Annotated in this window: 18 protein-coding genes and 2 tRNA genes; 11 read left to right on the top strand and 9 right to left on the bottom strand. The window is 63.6% G+C overall.

Features of this window, described 5'->3' with window-relative positions; translation table 11 throughout:
* The first annotated feature begins 71 nt into the window (after nucleotides 1-71).
* Nucleotides 72-1406, top strand: a complete 1335-nt coding sequence (locus V8J83_RS07910) for a trimethylamine monooxygenase (RefSeq protein ID WP_339985183.1) — start codon at nucleotides 72-74, stop codon at nucleotides 1404-1406.
* An 87-nt stretch (nucleotides 1407-1493) separates the two neighbouring features.
* Here the strand turns inward: V8J83_RS07910 and V8J83_RS07905 are convergent, their stop codons facing one another.
* Genes V8J83_RS07905 through V8J83_RS07890 form a run of 4 tightly spaced genes read right to left on the bottom strand, consistent with a single transcriptional unit; the run spans nucleotide 1494 to nucleotide 5082 of the window.
* Nucleotides 1494-1919, bottom strand: coding sequence for a hypothetical protein (locus tag V8J83_RS07905; protein WP_339985181.1), 426 nt, complete (start codon nucleotides 1917-1919; stop codon nucleotides 1494-1496).
* The gene (locus V8J83_RS07900) at nucleotides 1916-2296 is read right to left on the bottom strand and encodes a hypothetical protein (RefSeq protein ID WP_339985179.1); all 381 of its coding nucleotides are present in this window, start codon (nucleotides 2294-2296) and stop codon (nucleotides 1916-1918) included. Before V8J83_RS07900 ends, V8J83_RS07905 begins: the two co-directional genes overlap by 4 nt.
* Nucleotides 2293-2697 (bottom strand): group II truncated hemoglobin, encoded by a 405-nt coding sequence (locus V8J83_RS07895; RefSeq protein ID WP_339985177.1) that lies wholly within the window; start codon nucleotides 2695-2697, stop codon nucleotides 2293-2295. Before V8J83_RS07895 ends, V8J83_RS07900 begins: the two co-directional genes overlap by 4 nt.
* Before the next feature lie 3 nt (nucleotides 2698-2700).
* On the bottom strand, nucleotides 2701-5082 hold the full coding sequence (locus V8J83_RS07890; RefSeq protein WP_339985175.1) for a trimethylamine N-oxide demethylase: 2382 nt from the start codon (nucleotides 5080-5082) through the stop codon (nucleotides 2701-2703).
* A 151-nt stretch (nucleotides 5083-5233) separates the two neighbouring features.
* Between V8J83_RS07890 and V8J83_RS07885 the strand changes: the two genes are divergently transcribed.
* Nucleotides 5234-6076 (top strand): EamA family transporter, encoded by an 843-nt coding sequence (locus V8J83_RS07885; protein ID WP_339985173.1) that lies wholly within the window; start codon nucleotides 5234-5236, stop codon nucleotides 6074-6076.
* Between the two features lie 416 nt (nucleotides 6077-6492).
* Here V8J83_RS07885 and V8J83_RS07880 read toward each other — a convergent pair.
* A tRNA-Cys gene (locus V8J83_RS07880) sits at nucleotides 6493-6566 on the bottom strand.
* A 50-nt stretch (nucleotides 6567-6616) separates the two neighbouring features.
* Entirely contained in the window at nucleotides 6617-7900 is a 1284-nt protein-coding gene (locus V8J83_RS07875) for a mechanosensitive ion channel family protein (RefSeq protein ID WP_339986033.1), read from the bottom strand.
* A gap of 375 nt (nucleotides 7901-8275) precedes the next feature.
* Here V8J83_RS07875 and V8J83_RS07870 point away from each other — a divergent pair, with 375 nt between their 5' ends.
* The 4 genes from V8J83_RS07870 (at nucleotide 8276) to ptsP (ending at nucleotide 14410) form a co-directional block, all read left to right on the top strand.
* Nucleotides 8276-8929, top strand: coding sequence for a protein-L-isoaspartate O-methyltransferase family protein (locus V8J83_RS07870; RefSeq protein ID WP_339985171.1), 654 nt, complete (start codon nucleotides 8276-8278; stop codon nucleotides 8927-8929).
* A gap of 76 nt (nucleotides 8930-9005) precedes the next feature.
* Nucleotides 9006-10394: a TolC family outer membrane protein gene (locus V8J83_RS07865; protein ID WP_339985169.1), complete on the top strand. Its 1389-nt coding sequence runs from the start codon at nucleotides 9006-9008 to the stop codon at nucleotides 10392-10394.
* Nucleotides 10395-10597: 203 nt separating this feature from the next.
* Nucleotides 10598-11992 carry a hypothetical protein gene (locus tag V8J83_RS07860; RefSeq protein WP_339985167.1) on the top strand — a complete coding sequence of 465 codons (1395 nt, stop codon included), beginning with the start codon at nucleotides 10598-10600 and terminating at the stop codon, nucleotides 11990-11992.
* A 174-nt stretch (nucleotides 11993-12166) separates the two neighbouring features.
* Entirely contained in the window at nucleotides 12167-14410 is a 2244-nt protein-coding gene (ptsP, locus tag V8J83_RS07855) for a phosphoenolpyruvate--protein phosphotransferase (protein ID WP_339985165.1), read from the top strand.
* A 106-nt stretch (nucleotides 14411-14516) separates the two neighbouring features.
* Here ptsP and V8J83_RS07850 read toward each other — a convergent pair whose 3' ends face one another.
* Together V8J83_RS07850 and V8J83_RS07845 are read right to left on the bottom strand one after the other, a co-directional pair.
* Nucleotides 14517-15143 (bottom strand): LysE family translocator, encoded by a 627-nt coding sequence (locus V8J83_RS07850; RefSeq protein WP_339985163.1) that lies wholly within the window; start codon nucleotides 15141-15143, stop codon nucleotides 14517-14519.
* 41 nt (nucleotides 15144-15184) lie between these two features.
* Nucleotides 15185-16054, bottom strand: coding sequence for an S-methyl-5'-thioadenosine phosphorylase (locus V8J83_RS07845; RefSeq protein ID WP_339985162.1), 870 nt, complete (start codon nucleotides 16052-16054; stop codon nucleotides 15185-15187).
* 292 nt (nucleotides 16055-16346) lie between these two features.
* Between V8J83_RS07845 and V8J83_RS07840 the strand changes: the two genes are divergently transcribed.
* Complete coding sequence (locus V8J83_RS07840; RefSeq protein ID WP_339986031.1) at nucleotides 16347-17957, top strand: SulP family inorganic anion transporter; 1611 nt, start codon at nucleotides 16347-16349, stop codon at nucleotides 17955-17957.
* Between the two features lie 123 nt (nucleotides 17958-18080).
* Here the strand turns inward: V8J83_RS07840 and V8J83_RS07835 are convergent, their stop codons facing one another.
* Nucleotides 18081-18686 (bottom strand): flavin reductase family protein, encoded by a 606-nt coding sequence (locus V8J83_RS07835; RefSeq protein ID WP_339985160.1) that lies wholly within the window; start codon nucleotides 18684-18686, stop codon nucleotides 18081-18083.
* A 73-nt stretch (nucleotides 18687-18759) separates the two neighbouring features.
* Here V8J83_RS07835 and V8J83_RS07830 point away from each other — a divergent pair, with 73 nt between their 5' ends.
* The 4 genes from V8J83_RS07830 to V8J83_RS07815 all read left to right on the top strand — a co-directional run bounded on the left by V8J83_RS07830 (nucleotide 18760) and on the right by V8J83_RS07815 (nucleotide 20887).
* Complete coding sequence (locus V8J83_RS07830) at nucleotides 18760-19236, top strand: GNAT family N-acetyltransferase (RefSeq protein ID WP_339985158.1); 477 nt, start codon at nucleotides 18760-18762, stop codon at nucleotides 19234-19236.
* Between the two features lie 81 nt (nucleotides 19237-19317).
* On the top strand, nucleotides 19318-20013 hold the full coding sequence (locus V8J83_RS07825) for a DUF2927 domain-containing protein (protein ID WP_339985156.1): 696 nt from the start codon (nucleotides 19318-19320) through the stop codon (nucleotides 20011-20013).
* A gap of 13 nt (nucleotides 20014-20026) precedes the next feature.
* Nucleotides 20027-20563, top strand: a complete 537-nt coding sequence (locus V8J83_RS07820) for an adenine phosphoribosyltransferase (protein WP_339986029.1) — start codon at nucleotides 20027-20029, stop codon at nucleotides 20561-20563.
* 237 nt (nucleotides 20564-20800) lie between these two features.
* A tRNA-Leu gene (locus tag V8J83_RS07815) sits at nucleotides 20801-20887 on the top strand.
* Nucleotides 20888-20921: the final 34 nt, after the last annotated feature.

Here is a 20921-nt window from a genome sequence, read left to right as displayed (position 1 = left end):
GTTTTTCCATTTCACCGGAAATGTGCCGGCGCAGGGATAAGCCGGCCGTTCATGCTTTAGGAGATCACTGAATGACCAAACGTGTTGCTGTTCTGGGCGCAGGCCCCTCGGGGCTTGCGCAGCTGCGTGCCTTTCAATCGGCGGCAAAAAAGGGCGAAGAAATCCCCGAGATCGTCTGCTTCGAGAAGCAGGCGAATTGGGGTGGGCTTTGGAATTACACCTGGCGCACGGGGCTCGATCAATACGGCGAGCCGGTGCATGGGTCGATGTATCGTTACCTGTGGTCGAACGGACCGAAGGAGGGGTTGGAGTTCGCCGACTATTCCTTTGAGGAGCATTTCGGCAAACAGATCGCCAGCTATCCGCCGCGTGCAGTGCTCTTCGATTATATCGAAGGTCGGGTGAAGAAAGCGGGTGTGCGCGACTGGATCCGCTTTGAGACCGCAGTGAAAGATGTGTCTTTTGCGGACAATAAGTTCACCGTGACGGTCAAGGATCTGCCGGGCGATCGGTTGTATTCGGAAGAGTTCGACCATGTGATCTGCTGCACCGGGCATTTCTCGACACCGAATGTGCCGCAGTTCGACGGGTTCGAGAGCTTTCAGGGTCGCGTGCTGCATGCCCACGATTTCCGCGACGCGGTGGAGTTCAAGGGCCAGGACATTCTGATCATCGGGACAAGTTACTCGGCGGAGGACATCGGATCGCAATGCTGGAAATACGGCGCGAAGTCGATCACCGTGAGCCACCGGACGGCGGCGATGGGGTATGATTGGCCAGACAATTGGGCGGAGGTGCCGCTTTTGACAAAGCTGGAGGGCAAGACCGCGCATTTCAAGGATGGGTCCTCGCGTGAGGTCGATGCGGTAATCCTGTGCACCGGCTATCAGCATCATTTCCCGTTCATGTCTGATGAATTGCGGCTGAAGACGACCAACCGCTTGGCGACGGCGATGCTCTACAAGGGCACTACGTTTATTGACAATCCTGCGCTGTTTTACATCGGGATGCAGGACCAATGGTTCACCTTCAACATGTTCGATGCGCAGGCCTGGTGGGTCCGGGATGTGATCTTGGGCAAGATCGCGCTGCCCGACCGCGCGGCGATGGAGGCCGACGTGGCCGAGCGCGAGGCGCGCGAGGATGCGGGTGCGGATGATTATGATGCGATCTGGTACCAGGGTGATTATGTGAAGGAATTGATCGACGAGACGGATTACCCGAGCTTCGATGTCGAGGGCGCTTGCATGGCGTTCAAGGAATGGAAGGGCCACAAGAAGAAGGGCATCATGACCTTCCGCGACAACGGGTATAAGTCGGTGATCACGGGCACGATGGCGCCCAGGCACCACACGCCGTGGAAGGATGCCCTGGACGACAGTCTGGAGGTCTACCTGCGGAACTGAGGGCAGGGTTGCAAGGTTGCAACCGGGGGTTAAGAGTCTGAAAAAGAACGATAAACGCGTTTTCGTTTACCTTTGATTAACCACGCCTCAGCCCTGCACACGCAAGATCACCAAGGTCTCGCCAAGGTTCGCCTTGTCCTTGAGGGCGGCACTGACACCGCCCTCAAAACTCAGCAGATCATAGGTGTCGGGATGGTTGACCGGCGCGTCGCTGGCGAGCGCGTCGCCGCGACATTCCGTGATCGCCGTGGAGAGCGCCTCGAACGCCGCCTGCGCCTCCGCCGCGCGGTACGCAAACGACCAATTGCACGAGAGCGAGCGAATGCCGCCCAGTTCCAGCACCGCGCGGCATGGCGCCTCGGTGGCTGCAGCATCGGGGAAGGCTACCGTGACGTGGCGGGCATCCGGGTCGCCCGCCACGGCCTGCATCGCGGCCAGCGTATCGCAAAATTCATCAGCCAAGGCGCTATTCGCGGCAAGGAAGAGCGCGAGACCCGTGGCCGCGCCTTTCATTCCTCCACCAATTGCTGGCCCTCGACGACTTCGAAAACCGTGGGCGGCGTGGAGCGGCTGAGCCAATAATACTCGTCCATCCAGACCATGACGATCCAGCCTTCCCAATCGTCATCACCGGGCCAGAGGCTTTGATATTCGTCACTCTCGGGATCAATGCGCCATTGGCCGCGCGTCGTGCGCGCCTCGGTCTGCGCGAAGAGCGTCACGCCGTCTTCGCCGAAATACTGGCGGTAGGGCACGCCATCCCAGTCGCCGATCGCGGTGTTGCCGGTGAGCAGCGCGGTGACCTCGTCGGCGTCGAGTTGCACGGCCACGGGCTGGGCGTTCAGCGCTGTTGCGGCCCAGATCGCGGCAGTGGTGAGAAGGTGTTTCACGATTCAATCCTCCAATCGGCCACATCATTGACCAGCATCAGCGCGGCTCTGCGCAACGTCGCGCGGACGGGCTCGGGCAAATCGGCGCCGAGGCCACAATCCGAGATCGCGCGGTCCATGGTGTCGAGCCACATCTGCGCGTCGGCGTCGCGGATCGGCACATGGGCGTGAATTTCGCGCAGGTCCATATGGCCGTGCTTCTCGTGGTAATGGCGCCGCCCGCCCAGAAAGCCGCTGAGGAAATTGAACTGCTCGGATCGAGTATGGTTCAGGCCGTGGCCGCGAAGATGCAAGCGGTGAAGGGGATAAAGCGCCGGGTCGCTCTCCAGCAGATCGTAGAAGCGCGTGACAAGGCGATAGAGCGCGTCTTCCCCGCCGATCTGGTCCAGCGCGGTTTGCATGGATTACGACCGGGGCCTTTCCTTCTTGGGGTCATAGGCGGCCAGATCGGGACGGATCGTGGCGGGGATGCGTTTCTGGTGGCCGTCGAGTTTGCCGATCTCGATCTGGTTGCCCGGCGCGGCGTGGGCAATGTCAATGCGGGCCATGGCGATGTTCTTGCCCAAAGCCGGCGAGCGCATGGAGGAGGTGACCTCTCCGATTTGCGCACGTCCGATGTGGAGACAGTCGCCGTGCGCGATGTCGATATTGCTGTCGATGTCGAGGCCCACCAGCTTGCGCATCGGGTTCTCCTTGCGCCGGATCAGCGCGTCACGGCCGATGAAATCGTCGGTCTTGGATTTGAGCGGGCAGGTGAAGCCGATGCCGGCCTCGAACGGGTCGGTTTGATCGGAAAAGTCGTAGCCCGCGAAGATGAGACCCGCCTCGATACGGACCAGATCGAGCGCTTCCAGCCCCATGGGTTTGAGTCCGTATCTTTGGCCCGCGTCCCAGATCGCACCGAAAAGTTCCTCGCAATCCTTGGGGTGGCACATGACTTCATACCCAAGCTCGCCGGTATATCCTGTGCGGGACAAGACGAAGGGCGTGCCGGATTCGTTGCGCAGGCGTGCAGGCGTGTGGCGGAACCAGCCAAGCTGGTCGAATTCGGGATTGTGCGGCGCGGTCCAGACCAGTTCCCGCAGGAGATCACGGCTGTTTGGGCCTTGCACGGCGACATTGTGGAGTTGGTCGGTCGACGATCGCACGAGCACCTTGAGGCCCAGTTTTTCGGCCTGTTTCCGGATCCATTCACCGCCATAATCATTGCCGCCGATCCAGCGGAAGTTGTCCTTGCCAAGCCGGAAGACCGTGCCGTCGTCGATCATCCCGCCGTGTTCATAGCACATCGCGGTATAGACCACGCCGCCCACGGCCAGCGTCTTCATGTTGCGGGTGAAGATGTATTGGCAAAGCGCCTCGGCATCGGGCCCCGTGATCTCGAATTTCCGCAAGGGGCTGAGGTCCATCATCACGACGGCCTCGCGGCAGGCGTGGTATTCCTCGATGGGCCCGGCCTCGGCAAAGCAATTGGCGAGCCAGTAGCCGTTGTATTCGATGAAATTGCGGGTGTGGCGGGCGAAGCACTCGTGAAAGCCGGTTTGTTTGGTCATTTTGGGCTCCGCCTCTGGGGTCGCCCGGAAGGCGATGGCGCGTTGGAAGGTCGTGTCGCCCGAATAGGTGCGGACGTGGATGTCGGTGGGGTTCCAGCCGTTCGCGGGCGAGGTGTCATCGGGGCAGGCTGAGGTGACGCAGACAATGTCGGTCAGCGCACGCAAGAGCACGTAATCGCCGGGGCGCGACCACGGCTCGTCGCCATACATGACACCGTGCTCGTCGATGGCGGTGTTGAAGAAGAAGTTGATCGCCATCCAGCCGCGGCGCCCCGAGACGTTGAATTGTTCCAGGGCAGAGTTGAAGTTTTCCGAGCAGTTGGCGTGGCCGGGATAGCCGATGTCATCGTAGTACTTGGCGGAACACGCCAGCGCGAAGGCGTCGTGGCGTCCGCAAGTGTCTTGGACCACTTCGACCAGTGGCAGCATTTCCTGATCGTAGTATTTCGCGTGCAGGCCGGGCATCGGATAGGCGTGGCCCATGAGCGTGCGTGTGGTGGTGACGTCAAGCGCGTGTTCGATGCCCTGGTCGAGCTTGCGGGCGGAAAAACACTCGAAGTCTGTGCATTGGCGACCATCGACGTCGAGGATCTGGATGTAGTCCCCGGCCTTGACGAAATAGGCCTCGGCGGTGGCTGAGTGGACGCGGATGTTTTCAATCGGCTCGGCCAGCGGATCGGGAAGCGCAAAGCCCGTTTGCGGCTTGATCGTGGCCCGCGTGATCCAGACCGTGAGGGGGGAGGCGGTGTCTTGGACCTCCGGGTCCATCTGGCCGGTGGGGTTGGGGTGCGGGGCCGCGACGATGAGAATGCCGTCGGATTGGGCGGTCAGGGTTTCGTCGGTGCCGGCGGGGGTTGTGGCTTCAAACAGATGGATTGCATTGGCGGCGGCGATGTCGATGCCGCGTGTCTCAATGCCAAGACGCAGGCCGCGCAGCGAGTGGTCGGCGGAGGTAAGGAGCCGTTGCAGGCCGCCTGCCGGGGCGGTGGCCCTGGCGTCGAGCAGGTCCACCAGACGCCCCCCTGCACCTGCGGTGATGATCTCGCAGGGCTGGCCGCCCTCGGTGTTGACGACGCGGATCGTGTCGCCGGCCTCGATCGGTATCAGGGCCGCGCCGCAGCCTTCCACGACATAGCGTTCAGTGCCCGGCGGGAGGGTAAAGACCGACGGGACAAAGACCCGGCTGGGCCTTGGCGGACCGGGCACAACATTGGGGTAAGCTTCGTCTAGCACGCTGACCTCCCTAGCACACAAGTGTTGCCTCAGCGGAAAATTACTTTAACTTTAAGAATAATGATGCAGGGATCAACTGCAATCTGCTCAGCCGGTCCTGGCAGTGTCACAGACACTTGGACACAGCTCAAGTTTCGGATCGGAGAGACCTTTGGCCTCACTTCTTCTGGGTCTTCTGGCCGCGTTTTCCTGGGCGGTACATGACTTGTGCGTGCGCAAGGTCAGCGCCGCGGAGGGGACATTCGCGTCGCTGGTGTCGGTCCTGACCCTTGGCACATTGGTCGCCTTGCCGTTCGCGCTTGCGTGGGGGGCGGCGTCCGAGGCCCCGACAGAGGCATATGTGCGCGCATTCGCGGCGGGGCTGGTGTACGGCGTGGCGGGTCTGGGCCTTTACAAGGCGCTTGAAATCGGTCCCGTCCGGCTGGTCGCACCGATCATCGGGGCCTATCCGATCATCTCCATGGGATGGGCGGCCTATACGGGCAGTCCCTTGACGCTGTTTCACTGGGCCGCGGTTTTCGTCGTGATCGGCGGCGTGGCTTTCATCGCGATGAGCAGCGATGACGGCGCCTCCGACGGGTCAAAGGGTGCGGCGATCTTCTGGTCGCTGGTCTCGGGGCCAAGCTTTGCGATTGCCTTCGCGCTAAGCCAATCCGCCACGGTCCTTGCGGATGAATGGACGATGATGCTGCCGTTCCGCGTCGCGGCCATTGTGATGGTCATGGCCCTTGCAGTGCTGTGGCGCACAAGCCTTTTGCCGCGGATAGGCTCGCTTTGGATCTTTGCGATCATGGGCACGCTCGACTTGATTGCCATCAGCGCTGTGTCGGCGGCAGGCAGTCTGCCCTATCCGGAATTTGCCGCTGTTGCAGCCTCGACCTTCGGGTTGATCACGGTGGTTCTTGCCACGATTTTCATGGGCGAGCGGATGCGCGTCCCGCAATGGGCGGCGGTGCTGGCGGTGTTCGTGGCCATCGGAAGCCTGGGCATCTAGATGACACGGCATCATCAGTGGCGCTTTCCGTAAGACGGGCCGGGTGTCGAAGGAGCCTTCCCGAATGACCAAACGCACCGGCGTTTGATATTCCACGTTGAGCCCCGAGATCATGGGACGTGCGGCGATGCACCATGTTCGGATGTCTCAGTCCCGCCAATGCATTGTTCTCGCGCAGTATTCGACCGCACGATGCAAGATGGCGGGCCAAATCACCAGCCCGATCCGCACAATGGGTCCGCAACAAGATATGAACGGTGGTTCGCTTTCCCTCTTTGGACGGAGGGAACGGGCAACGGAAGCAATAAACACCGTGCAGAGAAGGGCTTAGATAGGATGACAGCATCACAGGGCGGGTGACCCACTTTGTGTCCCACCCGAGCGCTCAGCCGCTAACCCTATGATTTAGAATGAAATGGAGGCGAGTACCGGAATCGAACCGGTGTACACGGATTTGCAATCCGCTGCGTCACCACTCCGCCAACTCGCCGTCCGTGGTGTGGTGCATGCAATATGTGAGCGGCCCGAGCGCGGCAAGCCCTAATCGCGGGACCCGGCGTCTGGCAGGCCGCCTTTGATCTCGACCACGCGTTGCGGGAAAGGGATTTCGATGTCGTGCGCCTTGAGCGCGTTCCAGATCAGGAACAGAACGTCGGAGGTGTATTTATTCGCCCCATCGTCGATCCCGTTGACCCAGAACTCCACCGCAAAATCGATGCCGCTGTCGCCGAAGCCGCGCAATTCGCAATCGGGCGGGTAGGGCGCGTCGAGCACGTCCGCATGGGTCGCTACGGCGGCCTCGACGATGGCGGGTACGGTGTTGATATCAGTGTTGTAGCTGACGGAAAACGCGGCCTCATACCGGTTTGCGGAGCCGCTGTCGGAATAATTCACCACTCGCGTGATGATGAAATCCTCGTTCGGAACCACGATCCAGCGGCCATCGTAAGTCTCCAGGATCACCGCGCGCGCGGTCATCTTGATGATCGTCCCGGCCTCACCGCCGTCAAGCTCGACAAAATCGCCGACAGTGGCCTGCCCCTCAAGCAACAGGATCACGCCCGAGATGAAGTTCGATGCAATCTTCTGAAGCCCGAACCCAAGACCCACACCAATGGCACCGGTCAGCACAGCGAGGGACGTCAAAGGGATGCCCATGATGTTCATGAACACCAGAAAGGCCGCGCCAAAAATCGCGATTTCGGCGGTTTTCACGGCCAGTTGGCGGGTCGCCGGACGCATCTCGGCCTGGCGTTCAATCAGCGTCGCGGATTGGTCGTTCGACCAGCGCCCGAGCCAGAAGATCACGCCGCCGATCACCACAAAGCGGATCAGGTCGAGCAGGCTGAATGACAGGTTGCCAAGCGGCACGATGACCGCCTCAAGCCGGGCCATCACGGGCCCCAAAAGGCCAATCGCGTAAAGGGCTGCCATCGGCAGCAGGACGAATTTCCCCAGCAGTTTCAGGAATCCGTCCGCCAGAATATCTCGGACCAGCGCGCGTACGGCGAGGAACAAGAACAATCCCTTTCCGAGCGCGATCACCGCGCCGCTGTCGAAGATCGTGCGCGTCGCCTGCTCCCCCAATGCGGTGAACGCAAATGCCAAAAGCGGCATGGTCAGCGGCAGGAATTGGCGTAAGAACACGCGGGCCTTGTCGAAGATGCGCGCCGCGCCTTCGGGCGGTGTCAACCATACGCGCAACTTGGGCCGCAGCCGTTTGGTGATGAATCGCGCCAGCAAAAAGGCCAGCAAGAGCAGCGCAAATTGCGACCACGCCGCCGGGCTCAGCAGCCACGCCTGCGCGATGTTGAGGCCCTGCATTGCCAATTCGACCGCTTGCTGTGCGACGGGCGGCAAGCCCTCGGCCCATTCCGGAAGGGGCGGCGCGGGCGGAATTTCGACCGCCTCCATTGCGGGCTCGGCTGTGGCGTCCGCGCCGTTTTCTGCCGCGCCGACGTCCGCGCCGTCGTCGATTTCGGTGTCGTTTTCCATGGCGAGGCCTGAGATCCGCTGAAGGGGTGTTAGAATGCCGTCTTTTCCGCGTGATTTCCCGAAAGGGCAAGGGTGCGGGCGAATTGCGCGGCGCGGACCCGGTGCCTTTCGTCGCATCGGGCGCGCTGCGCGGCGAGGGCGGTTGCCACCAAAACGCGCTTGTGCAACAACAAATCGGAAAACTAGACGGAGTGGTTCAGTTTCATGCCGGACTTCACGCAACGCCGGGTCACCATGGTCGACACGCAGGTGCGGCCCTCGGATGTGACCAAATTCCCAATTCTGGATGCGATGCTGCGTGTCCCGCGCGAGGCCTATGTGCCCGATGCGAAACGCGATATTGCCTATGCCGACACGCCCGTCGATCTGGGCGGCGCGCGCCAATTACTGGATGCGCGCGCGATCGCGAAGCTGCTCGAAGCGCTGACGCCCGCGCCGACGGATCTGGTGCTCGAAATCGGTGCCAGCACCGGCTACACCACCGCGCTGTTGGCCAGTATGGCCGAGGCGGTCGTCGCGGTCGAAGAAGACGAAGACCTCGCGCGCGACGCGGAGGCCGCGCTGGCCGAGCAAGGCGTAGACAACGCCGCCCTCGTGACCGGCCCGTTGTCTGACGGCAGCCCAAAGCACGGCCCCTTCGACATGATCATGATCTTCGGCGGGGTGCAGGACGTGCCGGTCACGCTCCTCGATCAGCTCAAGGACGGCGGCCACATCGCAGCGATCTTCATGGACGGCGCTCTGGGCGAGGCGCGCGTTGGTGTGAAGACCGGCGGTCAGGTCAGCTGGCGCATGGTTTTCAACGCAACCGCACCGGTCTTGCCCGGCTTCGAAAACGCACCAAGTTTCGCTTTCTGAGGGCAGCGGCTGCCCGCAAACATCAAGGGACGACTGGCGCTGCTCCAGGACAGTCCGGGTCAATCGGGGGATCGGCATGGCATTTCAATGGATCGCGCGGGCGAAGGCCACGGCCTGGGCTCTCGGCGTGTCGTGCATCACAATTCTTCCGGTGCAGGCCGACACTCTGCGGCAGGTGATGATTGACGCCTACCGCCATTCCAACCTACTGGAACAAAACCGTTATTTGCTGCGGGTGCAGGACGAGGGCGTGGCGCAGGCCGTCGCGCAATTGCGCCCGGTGCTCACCTTCGTCGCGTCGATGAACCGCGAGCTGGTGAACGACACATCGAACGCGTCGGCCTCGCTCGTGCTGGAATACCTGCTCTATGACGGCGGCGCGCGCAGCTTCGCGGTCGAGGCGGCCGAGGAAACCGTGCTCGCCACGCGTGAGCAACTCATCTCGCTTGAGCAGCAGGTGCTTATGGACGCCGTCACCGCCTATATGAACGTCTGGCGCGACATTCAGGTCGTGGGTGTGCGTGAACGCAACGTGCGCGTCATCACCCAGCAGCTGCGCGCCGCGCAGGACCGCTTCGAGGTCGGGGAAGACACCCGCACAGACGTGGCGCAGGCCGAAGCGCAATTGGCGCAAGCGCGCTCGCAACTGGCCGCCGCGCAGGGCGCGCTCGATATCAGCCGCGAATTGTTCAACCTCGCCGTCGGGCGCTACCCCAACGGCCTGTCGGGCCCCGGCAGCCTGCCCAACGTGCCCCGCACCGAGGCCGCCGCGCAGGCCCTCGCGCGGCAGGAACACCCCGCGATCCGCGCCTTGCAGCACGAGGTCACAGCCGCCGAGTTGGGGATCGAACAAGCCCGCGCCGGCGTGCGTCCGCAGATCAGCCTCGAAGGCCGCGCCACGGAAGTCTTTGAAAACTCTGCCAATCCCTTCGCCGAGGGCACAACGGGCACCGTAGGCATCACCCTGACCCAGCCGATCTACCGCGGCGGGCAGCTTTTGTCGCTGGAACGCCAATCGCGCGCGCAGGCCTCCGCTGTGCGCTCCAGCCTGAGCCAACAGGTGCGCCTGAACCTGCAAGCGGTCGGCAATGCCTGGGCGCGGATGCAAATCGCCAACGCGCAGATCCAGGCCGCCGATCAGCAGATCGAAGCCTCCGAACTGGCCTTTCGCGGCGTACAGGAAGAGGCGTCCCTGGGCGCGCGCACCACACTTGACGTGCTCGACGCCGAGCAGGACGTGCTCGATGCGCGCATCAGCCGGATCCAGGCGCAGACCGACCTCTATCTCTCCTGCTATCAGTTGCTCGCGGCCTCTGGCTTGCTGACGGTGTCGAACCTGCATCTGAACGTGCCGGAATACGATCCGGCGGCCTATGCGGATCTGTTCTCGAACGCACCGTCGCGGCTCAACAGCCCCCAGGGCGCGCAACTCGATTCGATGCTGGAACGGATCGGCCGGGACTGAACCCGACCTCTGATGTGCCTGCTCGTGGCCGTAGCCTGCCGTATTTGAAGCAAATCGGCCGCACGCAGCGGGCCGGGCTTATTGTATGATTAACCGCTTTTGAGTATCTAGAAGGCCAATTGAGGTCCAGGACGGCCCGGCACAGGGCCGCCAGTGGTGCGTGCGATTTCCATGATCGGGACCGCGCCAGAGGAGAGCATGGAATGTCCGACCCCGCGAAAACGCCGGCAGAGATCGAAGATGTTCTTGCGTCCATTCGCAGGCTTGTCTCCGACCACGACTCCGAAGGAACAGACGCGACGCAGGACGTCGCAGAGCTGGCCCAGGACGCCGCTTCGCCACAGGCACCCGAGGCCGCAGAAGCAGCCGACGACACCTCGGCCGAACGCCTCGTCCTGACCCCATCGCAGCGCGTCAGCGAGGCCGATGATCCCTGGGCTCCGGTGACCGAGACGGAACAGAATGCAACGCCTGACGCAGCCGTGGAAGCCGATGTTCTCGACGTGCTCTCCCGCGCGCCGACGCAAGAAGAAGGGTCTGAAATACCTTCCGAGATTGCGGATGAAAGCGCGTGGAAGCCCGAAGATCGCCTGATGGATTATCACACCGTCGGCGCGGGCGGCGCGCATGCCGAAGATGAGCCGTTCATCGAGGATACGACACAGGACCACACCGCCGATCCCGCGCCATCAAAAGCCCCCGAAGATGACATCGCCAGCGCCGAAGATGTGGCCGACCTGGCCCTGTTGGACGGCATGGCTCCCGAGCCTTCGAATTTCGAATCCGAGACCGGCGATGACAATTGGCCGGGCGACGGCGCGGAGGCCGCTCTGCTTACCCTTGTGGCCCGCCGCGACCCGGTCCGGGCCGAGCCAGAGGCCATGCCTGAACCCGAGGATACGCCGGACGCCGCAGGGCCGGAGGTGGCGGAAGAATCACCGCCGAGTGATGACCTGCGCAGCCCCGTTGAAACGGACGCATCCGACGCCGAAGCGGATGCGCCCGAGGCCGAACTGGACATAGCAGAGTCGGAGATGACGCAAGCGGATGCGCCAATCGACATGCCGGAAGACTCGGCGCAAGATGGAATCGAAAGCGACCCAGAGACACCGGAGACCGCTGAGACAAGGCCCGCAGACGTACCCGCGGCGGAGCCAGACAGCGATGCCGCCAATGCAGAAGCCAACCCCATCGAAAAATCTGTGGCGCTTGCATCCGAGGCCTCCGCAACCAAGACCGCAACCGAAGCCGATACAGACACCGACGACGCGATGCGGATCACGCCGGTGTTCTCACGCAAACGACCGCGCGCCGAGCCTCCCGTGCAGTCCGACGCCGCGCCAGAGCCGCAGGTCGAGACGCAGGCCGAGCCCGAATTGGCCTCCCTTGCCGCCGACGAGGCCTCAGATGCGGTCCCATCGGCCACGATCTTCGACGCCGAGGAAGGTGTGCTCGATGAAGAGACGTTGCGCGACATCATCGTCGATGTCGTGCGCGAGGAGTTGCAGGGCGTCCTTGGCCAGCGCATCACGCGCAACGTGCGCAAGATGGTTCGCCGGGAAATTCGGCTGGCACTTGCGGCGGAAGATCTGGAGTGACCCGCTGATCCGGGCCCTCAACATCCGCTTGCGTCCCTGACATCACCCCCGTCGCGACCGGCACTTAGACGGCCACGATTGTGGCCCACCGGCACAGCCGCTGTTGCGCGACCGCCTGTGGGCGGGCTACATCCTGTGTGACGGCTGCACATGCGCCGCCAAGATGCGGGACAGATGACAAAAACACCTGAAACAGAAAGCCGGAAATTGCTCTCCAGGCTGCAGGCTGTCATGGCCGAAGCCGATGCCGGGCAGGAGCGTCTGGACCGGATCACACATCTGATCGCGGATTCGATGGGCTCGGAGGTATGCTCCATCTACCTTCTGCGCGATGCCGAAACGCTTGAGCTTTGCGCGACGCAAGGGCTTGCCGCTGAAGCAGTCCACGTCACCCGGATGCGCATCGGCGAGGGGCTTGTGGGGCGCGTGGCGCGAAGCGCCCGCCCGATCAACACCGCCAATGCCCCCGACGAGCGCGGCTTTCGCTATATGCCAGAGACCGGCGAAGAACGGTTTTCGTCATTCCTGGGTGTGCCGATCCAGCGCCTGGGGGAACGTCTTGGCGTTCTGGTGGTGCAATCCAAGGACGCGCGCGAGTTTTCCGAGGATGAGGTCTATGGGCTCGAAGTTGTCGCGATGGTGTTGGCCGAGATGACCGAGCTTGGTGCGTTTGTCGGCGAGGGCGCGGCCCTGTCGGCACGGCACACCAGCCAGTTCATGTTCAAAGGCGTCTGCGCGCAGGAAGGCGCCGCGATGGGCCATGTCTGGCTGCACGAGCCGCGCGTTGTCGTGACCCGCCCCGTGGCCGAGGACCCCGATGCCGAACGCGCGCGCCTTGTGGAAGCCGTCGATCAGCTGCGCACGGATATTGATCAGATGCTGACCCGCGCGCCGGTGGGTGACGCCGAACAGCGCGAGGTGATGGAAAGCTATCGCATGTTCGCCCGATCCCGTGGCTGGTTGCGGCGGATGGAAGAGGACATCGCCCTTGGCCTCAGCGCCGAGGCCGCGGTCGAGAAGGAACAATCCAGCGCGCGCGCGCGGATGGAAACGGTGCCCGATGCGTATCTGCGCGACCGGTTGCATGATCTCGATGACCTGTCGAACCGCCTGCTTCGGCGACTGACCGGTCAGGGCAAGGACACCGGCGCGGAATTGCCCTCCGATCCGGTGCTGGTGGCGCGCAATATCGGGCCTGCGGAACTGCTGGATTACGGGCGCAGCCTGAAGGCGGTGGTGCTGGAGGGCGGCTCGGTCGGCTCGCATGCCGCGATTGTCGCGCGCGCGCTGGCGATCCCGTTGGTGATCAACGCCAAACGCATCGCGACCGAGGCGCTCAACGGGGATCCGGTGTTGGTCGATGGCGATCAGGGCATCGTGCACCTGCGCCCCGAAGACACGGTCGCCAGCGCCTTTCGTGACAAGCTTGCCATGCAGGCCGAGGCGCAGGAGCGCTATGCCTCGATCCGTGACAAGCCCGCCGAAAGCAAATGCGGCACCGTGGTGCAGTTGAACATGAACGCGGGCCTGATGGCCGATCTTCCGTCGCTGCCGACCTCGGGCGCGGAAGGGGTTGGCCTGTTTCGCACGGAGTTGCAATTTCTGACCCGCGCGCGTGTGCCGCGGCGGGGCGAATTGGCCAACCTTTACGCGCGGGTCATGGATGCGGCGGGTGGCAAGCGCGTGGTCTTCCGTACCCTGGATATCGGCTCCGACAAGGTCCTGCCCTACATGAAGCCGCAGGATGAGCCGAACCCGGCCCTGGGCTGGCGCGCGATCCGCGTGGGCCTCGACAAGCCCGGCGTGATGCGGATGCAATTGCAGGCGCTGATCCGCGCCGCGAACGGGCGTCCCCTGTCGGTGATGTTCCCGTTCATCGCACAGTTGGATGAGTTCACCCAGGCGCGCGATCACCTGATGCGCGAGATGGACCGTGAAGCGGCACTGGGCCATGCGCTGCCGGAAACGCTTCAGGTGGGCGCGATGCTGGAAACCCCCAGCTTGGCCTTTGCACCCCCGCATTTCTTCGAACTGGCCGACTTCATCTCCATTGGCGGCAATGATCTGAAACAGTTTTTCTTCGCCGCGGATCGCGAGAATGAACGGGTGCGGCGGCGCTATGATACGCTCAACGTCAGCTTCCTGACCTTCCTGGAGCAGGTTGTGCATCGCTGCGCCGAAGGGGATACGCCGTTGAGCTTTTGCGGTGAAGATGCCGGACGTCCGGTTGAGGCTGTCTGTTTTGCGGCGATGGGGCTGCGCAGCCTGTCGATGCGCCCGGCCTCCATCGGGCCGGTGAAATCGCTGCTGCGGCGGGTGGACCTGCGCGAAGCGCGCGCCGTGATCACAGAGGCGCGCGCGACCGGGGCGCAGTCGGTGCGCGACGGCGTGATGGCGTGGCTCAAGCGGCAGGGCTGAGGCCGCGGGCCTTGCGCGTAGGTGTTATGGGGTCTGGGGGGCGCTGCCCCCGTCGCCTTTGGCGACTCCCCCGGAGTATTTCTGAAACAAGGAAGTCAAAGTCAGGTCAGGTGCCCCGTCGCAAAGTAGCGGTGAGCACCCCCATCGTGATCAATGTTGCGCCGCCTGTACGCGTCAGCCATGCGATCACCCCCGGGCGCGACAAGCGGTTGCGCAGGCTTCCGGCCAGGAGCGCATAGGCCAACGCATTGAGGGTCGCGATGGTCACGAATGTGGCGATCAGAATGGCGAATTGCGGGAGCAGCGGCGCCTGCGGCGCGATGAACTGCGGCACGAAGGCGATGAAGAAGGCGATGGATTTGGGATTCAACGCGGTGACGGCGGCGGCGTGGCCAAAGGTGCGGCGGGCGGAAACGGCCGCGGCCTCGGGTAGGGCGAACGCGGCGGTGCGCGCGCCGCGGATCATCTTGACGCCGAGGTAGACCAGATAGGCGGCGCCCACCCATTTGAGCAGTGTGAAGAGCGTGGCCGAGGCCAGCACCAGCGCGCCGAGCCCCGCCAGCGACGCCGTCATCGCAACCAGATCGCCCACTGCGACACCGGCTGCGGTGGAAACCGCGACGCGGCGGCCCTGACTGATCGCGTAGCTGAGCACCAGAAGCACCGTAGGGCCGGGGATCAGGACCAGAAATGTCGAGGCGGCGACGAAGGTCAGCCAGGTGTCCATTGGCATGAAACGTAGTCCCTTTTGTTATGTCGCCCCGATCCCGCGCGTCACAGCACCCGGCCCGCCACGGCATCAAGGCGCGCCATCACGTCCGCGTCGCGGGCCTCGGGCGCGGTCATGATCGCATGCTCCAACGCCCGGTCGCATCCTGCGGGGCAGGGCGCGCGGACGGGTGACAGGGCGTGGGCGACACCGTCGACCATGGACCGCGCGTGGGCCGCGTTGCCGTGTAGGGTTTCGATGATCTCGGTGATCTCGACCGCGCCGTGATCGGGGTGCCAGCTGTCGTAATCGGTGATCATGGCGACGGAGGCATAGCAAAGCTCGGCCTCGCGGGCGAGTTTGGCCTCGGGCATGTTGGTCATGCCGATGACGTCGCAGCCAAAACGCTCGCGGTACAGCTGTGATTCCGCCAGTGTCGAGAATTGCGGCCCCTCCATCGCAAGGTACGTGCCGCCGTCATGGACCGTCACGCCCGCCGCCTGTGCGGCCGCCCGCGCAGTGGCGGACACATGCGGGCACACCGGATGCGCGACCGACACATGAGCTACGCAACCCGTTCCGAAGAAAGACTTTTCCCGCGCGAACGTCCGGTCGATGAATTGATCCACAATGACGAAATCGCCCGGTGCCATATCTTCACGGAACGAGCCGCAGGCCGACACGCTGAGCACATCCGTCACGCCCAGACGTTTGAGCGCGTCGATATTGGCGCGGTAGGGCACCGTCGTGGGAGAATGCACATGGCCGCGCCCGTGGCGGGGCAGGAAGGCGACGGAAATCCCGTGCAGCCGCCCAGTCAGGATCGCGTCCGATGGTTTGCCGAAAGGGCTGTCGACCTCGACCCAGGTTGCATGCGTCAGCCCGTCGATCTGATACAGGCCCGATCCCCCGATGATGGCAAGATATCTGTCCATGGGCACCCCCGTTTGCTGCCGGGCGAGCGTTGCACCGCAGGGCCGCAGCCGCAAGCGCATTGGCGTCGGAAAACCCGGTGTGCCACAAGCGCTCTGGCTATGGTTTTTGCGCAACGCGGCCCATCAGCACCGCGCAGGAAACCCGTGACTTAACGCTGCATTCATTCTACCAGCCTACCAAACAAGGGCCCGTGCCGGGCCTGTGACGCGCACATCATCCTTCGAGGTTTTACATATGAGCCGCATTCTGGCGGCGGTCACGTCTGGCCGCTTTTCTCCTGATCTGTCGAACATGGGCGGGGGCATGACACCGGGCCGCATCCGGATCGAGATCCTCGCGGGCCTGACCGTGGCGCTGGCGCTGGTGCCTGAGGCGGTGGCATTTGCCTTCGTGGCGGGCGTGCACCCGCTGGTTGGGCTTTATGCCGCGTTTCTCGTGGGCCTGATCACGGCGGTGATCGGTGGGCGACCCGGCATGATTTCCGGCGCGACGGGGGCCCTGGCGGTCGTGATGGTCAGCCTCGTGGCCGTGCACGGGGTGGAATACCTGTTCGCGACGGTGATCCTCATGGGTCTGATCCAGATCTTCGTGGGGATCATGCGGTGGGGCAAATTCATCCGCCTGGTGCCACACCCGGTCATGCTCGGCTTCGTGAACGGTCTGGCGATCGTGATTTTCCTGGCACAGCTGACGCAATTCCAGGTTCCGGGCACCGCGGAAGTATCGGGCCACGGCATGGCGGGGGGCGAATGGCTGAGCGGTTGGCCACTGGCGATGATGCTGGGGCTTGTGGCCCTGACGATGGTGATCATCTGGCTTCTGCCAAAGGTCACAAGCGTCGTGCCCGCGCCGCTGGCAGGCATCGGGATCACCGCCGCGATTGTGCTGATTTTCAACATAGACGTGCCGCGCGTCGGCGATCTGGCGGAAATCGCGGGGGGCTTGCCGCCCTTCCACATCCCCTTCACCTTCTCGGGCGGCGAAGTGCAGGGGCTCTACGGCGATCTGCTGGCCCCGTTCACGCTTGAAACCCTCTGGATCATCCTGCCCTACGCGCTGATCCTGTCGGCGATCGGCCTGATCGAAAGCCTGCTGACCCTCAACCTCGTCGGCGAGATCACCGGCGAGAAAGGAGGCGCGAGCCAGGAGTGCGTGGCGCAGGGCGTGGCCAATACCGTGACCGGCTTTTTCGGCGGCATGGGCGGTTGCGCGATGATCGGGCAGTCGATGATCAACGTGAAATCCGGCGCGCGCACCCGCATCGCGGGCATTGCGGCGGCCCTTTTCCTGTTGTCCTTCATCCTGGTCGGCGCGCCCCTGATCGAACAAATCCCGCTGGCCGCGCTGGTCGGTGTGATGTTCATGGTCGTCATCGGCACCTTCGCGTGGAACAGCCTGAAAATCCTCTTCAAAGTGCCGCTGACCGATGCCTTCGTCATCGTGCTCGTGACGGTGGTCACGGTCGCCACGGACCTTGCAACCGCGGTGGTGGTCGGTGTCATCGTCTCGGCGCTGGCCTATGCCTGGTCGAACGCCAAGCGCATCTCGGCCACCGCTTATGAAACGCCCGAGGGCGCGCGGGTCTATCAGGTGAAGGGGCCGCTTTTCTTCGGATCCGCCGAAGGCTTCGGCGAGCTGTTCAACCCTGCCGAAGACCCCACCCGCGTCATCGTGGATTTCGCCGAGAGTCGGGTGGCCGATCAATCCGCGTTGCAAGCCATCGAAAAGCTGGCCGGGCAATACGAGGCGGCGGGCAAGAAGATCGAGCTGCGCCACCTGACCCGCGATTGCCATGCGCTGCTGCAAAAAGCGGGCCATCTGGTGATCGACAGCGACGATGACCCCGACTACGAGATTGCAACCGATTACTCGGTGCGCACCGGTATTCTCGGCGATCATTGAGCTTGAGCCACGCACGCCGTCTCGGGGTGGTGGGGGGAGGACGCTCTGCGGGAGGTATTTTTCAAACCAAAGAGGGCGCAGTCACACATAAGGGGCGCTCGGCCGCGAGCGCCCCGCCAGGCCTCACTCGCCCGGTCGGGTGAGTGAAAACACCTCGCGCACGACCGAATAGTCGCGATACCCCAAGCGCGTCAGCGGGTTGAAACGGGTCACATCGAACAGGCCATCGACCAGGCAATCGTCGCGCAGATGCACGCCCACAACCTCGCCGAACACCGCGAAATTGGCCGCCCCTTCCAGCTTTACGATCTGCGTCACCCGGCATTCGAGGTTGGCAGGCGCGTCCGCCACGCGGGCGCAGTCGATCTCGGAACAGGCCGCGCGCGCGATGCCCGCATCGGTGAACTCGTCCGTCTCCTTCGGCCAGGGGCCCGACGTCTGGTTCATCACGTCCCGCGCCGCGTATTCCACGATGTTCACGCAGAACACCCCGGTTTCGCGGATGTTTGCGACGCTGTCCTTGGTGTCGCCGCGATCGTCCTTGGCCGAGGTCGAGGAAAACATGACCTGCGGCGGCACATAGGCGACCGCGTTGAAGAAGGAATACGGCGCAAGATTGTCGGCGCCGTTTGATCCGCGCGTGGAAATCCACCCGATCGGGCGCGGGGTGACGACGGCGTTGAAGGGGTTGTGCGGCAGGCCATGGCCCTCGGCTGGTCGATAGAACATGTGCGATAATCCTCGTGGTTTGGCAAAGACCTACCCCCGTGCTAGGCCGCTGACCAGAGGCGGCGGGAAGGCCATGTACCGGATCATTCAGGAATGCGCGGAAGATCACGCGGAGGTCGAAGCGCTCTACGACACATGTTTTGCACCCGGGCGGGAGGCCCTTTCGTCGTACCGGCTGCGCGATGGCGTGCCGCCGGTGGCGGGTCTGTGCCGGGTCGCGCGCGATGATCTCGACATCGTGGCCGGTGCAGTGCGCTTCTGGCCCGTGCGGGTCGCGCAGGCCGAGGCCCTGCTGCTCGGGCCCATCGCGGTCCACCCGACGCGGCAGGGCGAAGGCCTGGGGGCGCTGTTGATGGAAGAAGGGCTTCAGGCGGCCGTGCAGGCGCGCTGGTCGCGGGTGCTTCTGGTGGGGGATGCGCCCTATTACGCGCGCTTCGGCTTTGCGCGCCTCGATGCCGTGCGCATGCCGCCGCCGACCAACCCCGCCCGCGTCCTGGGCTGGGGCAGCTGGGACGGTCTCGCGGGGGCGGTGACGCGCTGGGGCGGCTGACCTTTGCCCGCGCGCAACAGGTTGCGGGCTTTGTGCACCGCGCGCTTGATCCACGCCGCCCGGCACGCCATCACTTTGCCCATGTTGCGGTCCATTCTTCTTATTCTTCTGAGCCTTGTGTTTCTTCCGCGCCCCGCCGCGGCACAGGAATTCATCACCGTTCCCGACCTCATCTCGGACAATGCGTTCTACCGGCTGGTCGCCTGTGGGGCGCAACCGGCTGGCGAATGTTCCAAACCGTTCATCTACTGGCCCGAAGAGCGCCGCCTGGGCCTGCGCGTCGGCATCGCCGCCTCCGCCGAAAGCTTTGCCGATTACCGCTTCGATCTGGTGGATGCCGCCATCGACGCCGCGATTGACGAGATCAACGGCGCCGGGGCGCACCTGTTTCTCGAACGGGTCTACGAGGGCGAAATGGACATCCCCGTGTTCCTCGTCGACGCCCCGCAGGGCGGCGTGATCGAAGGCACCGGCCTCGACGAACTCGACGGCTCCTCCATTGCCATCGGCCGGGTCGCGATCCGCTCGCGCGGCGAAGACATCGTCGCCGCCTCCATCGCCATCAGCCACGACATCAGGCGCCGCGAAATCGCATCGGTCGTGCTTGAAGAACTGGTGCAATCGCTTGGGCTTGTCACCGATATCGCGTCGCCTGCCTATGAGCGGTCGATCTTTGCCGAGAACGGCAATTCCATGACCCGCCTGCGCGGGCAGGATGCCGCCGCCCTCCGGCGCCATTATCCGCGGCCCGGCGTGCCCGTACGCGGATCGGATTGAAAGGTCTGACATGATCGCCGACAAACCCGTGCGCGACTACATCCGCACCATCCCCGATTTCCCGCATGAGGGCATCCTGTTCCGCGATGTCACGACGTTGTTTTCGGATCCGCGTGGCTTTCGGCTCGCCGTCGATCAACTCCTGTCGCCCTTCGTGGGGCAGCACATCGACGCCGTCGCAGGCCTTGAGGCGCGCGGTTTCATCCTCGGCGGAGCCGTGGCGCATCAGCTCTCCAAAGGCTTTGTCGCCGTGCGCAAGAAGGGCAAACTGCCCGGCAGCACGATCGAGCAGGCCTATCAACTCGAATACGGCGAGGCAGTGGTCGAGATCCATGACGACGCCGTCGCCGCCGGCGACAAGATCCTGATCGTGGACGATTTGTTGGCCACCGGCGGCACGGCGGAGGCCTCGATCAAGCTGTTTGAACGGCTCGGGGCCGAAGTCCTGGGCTGTGCTTTTGTGGTCGATCTGCCCGATCTGGGCGGGCGCAAACGGCTCGAGGCGATGGGCGTTCCGGTGCATGCGATCTGCGCGTTCGACGGCCTTTAAGGCGCTGCAAGAAAAAGATTATCGCCCTACGGTTGATTAACCCTGCGTTAACCACGCCCCGGTATACCGTACACATCCACAGTGTAGTGTGTGGACTTCTCTGCTTGCCGTACCCAGACGCTGCACGTTCCGACCCCAATCCGGAACGTGCAGCAACTGCGGCGCCCCCTCCTAGTCCAGGCTCCTCGCGCCACCGGATTGTCATTTGCGCCGCGTCCCGCTAGGCGTGAAGACGCTGCGGGCGTGATGGAATTGGTAGACATATCGGACTTAAAATCCGTGGGGCCTTGGCCCGTGTGGGTTCGAGTCCCACCGCCCGCACCATCCGGCGCTTTCGCAGAAAGCTCCCGGAACGCCC

This window comes from Gymnodinialimonas ulvae (assembly GCF_037543845.1).
GTDB classification, from domain to species: Bacteria; Pseudomonadota; Alphaproteobacteria; order Rhodobacterales; family Rhodobacteraceae; genus Gymnodinialimonas; species Gymnodinialimonas ulvae.
The sequence above is the reverse complement of the archived record's forward strand: the minus strand, read 5'-3'. Positions and strand labels throughout refer to the sequence as shown.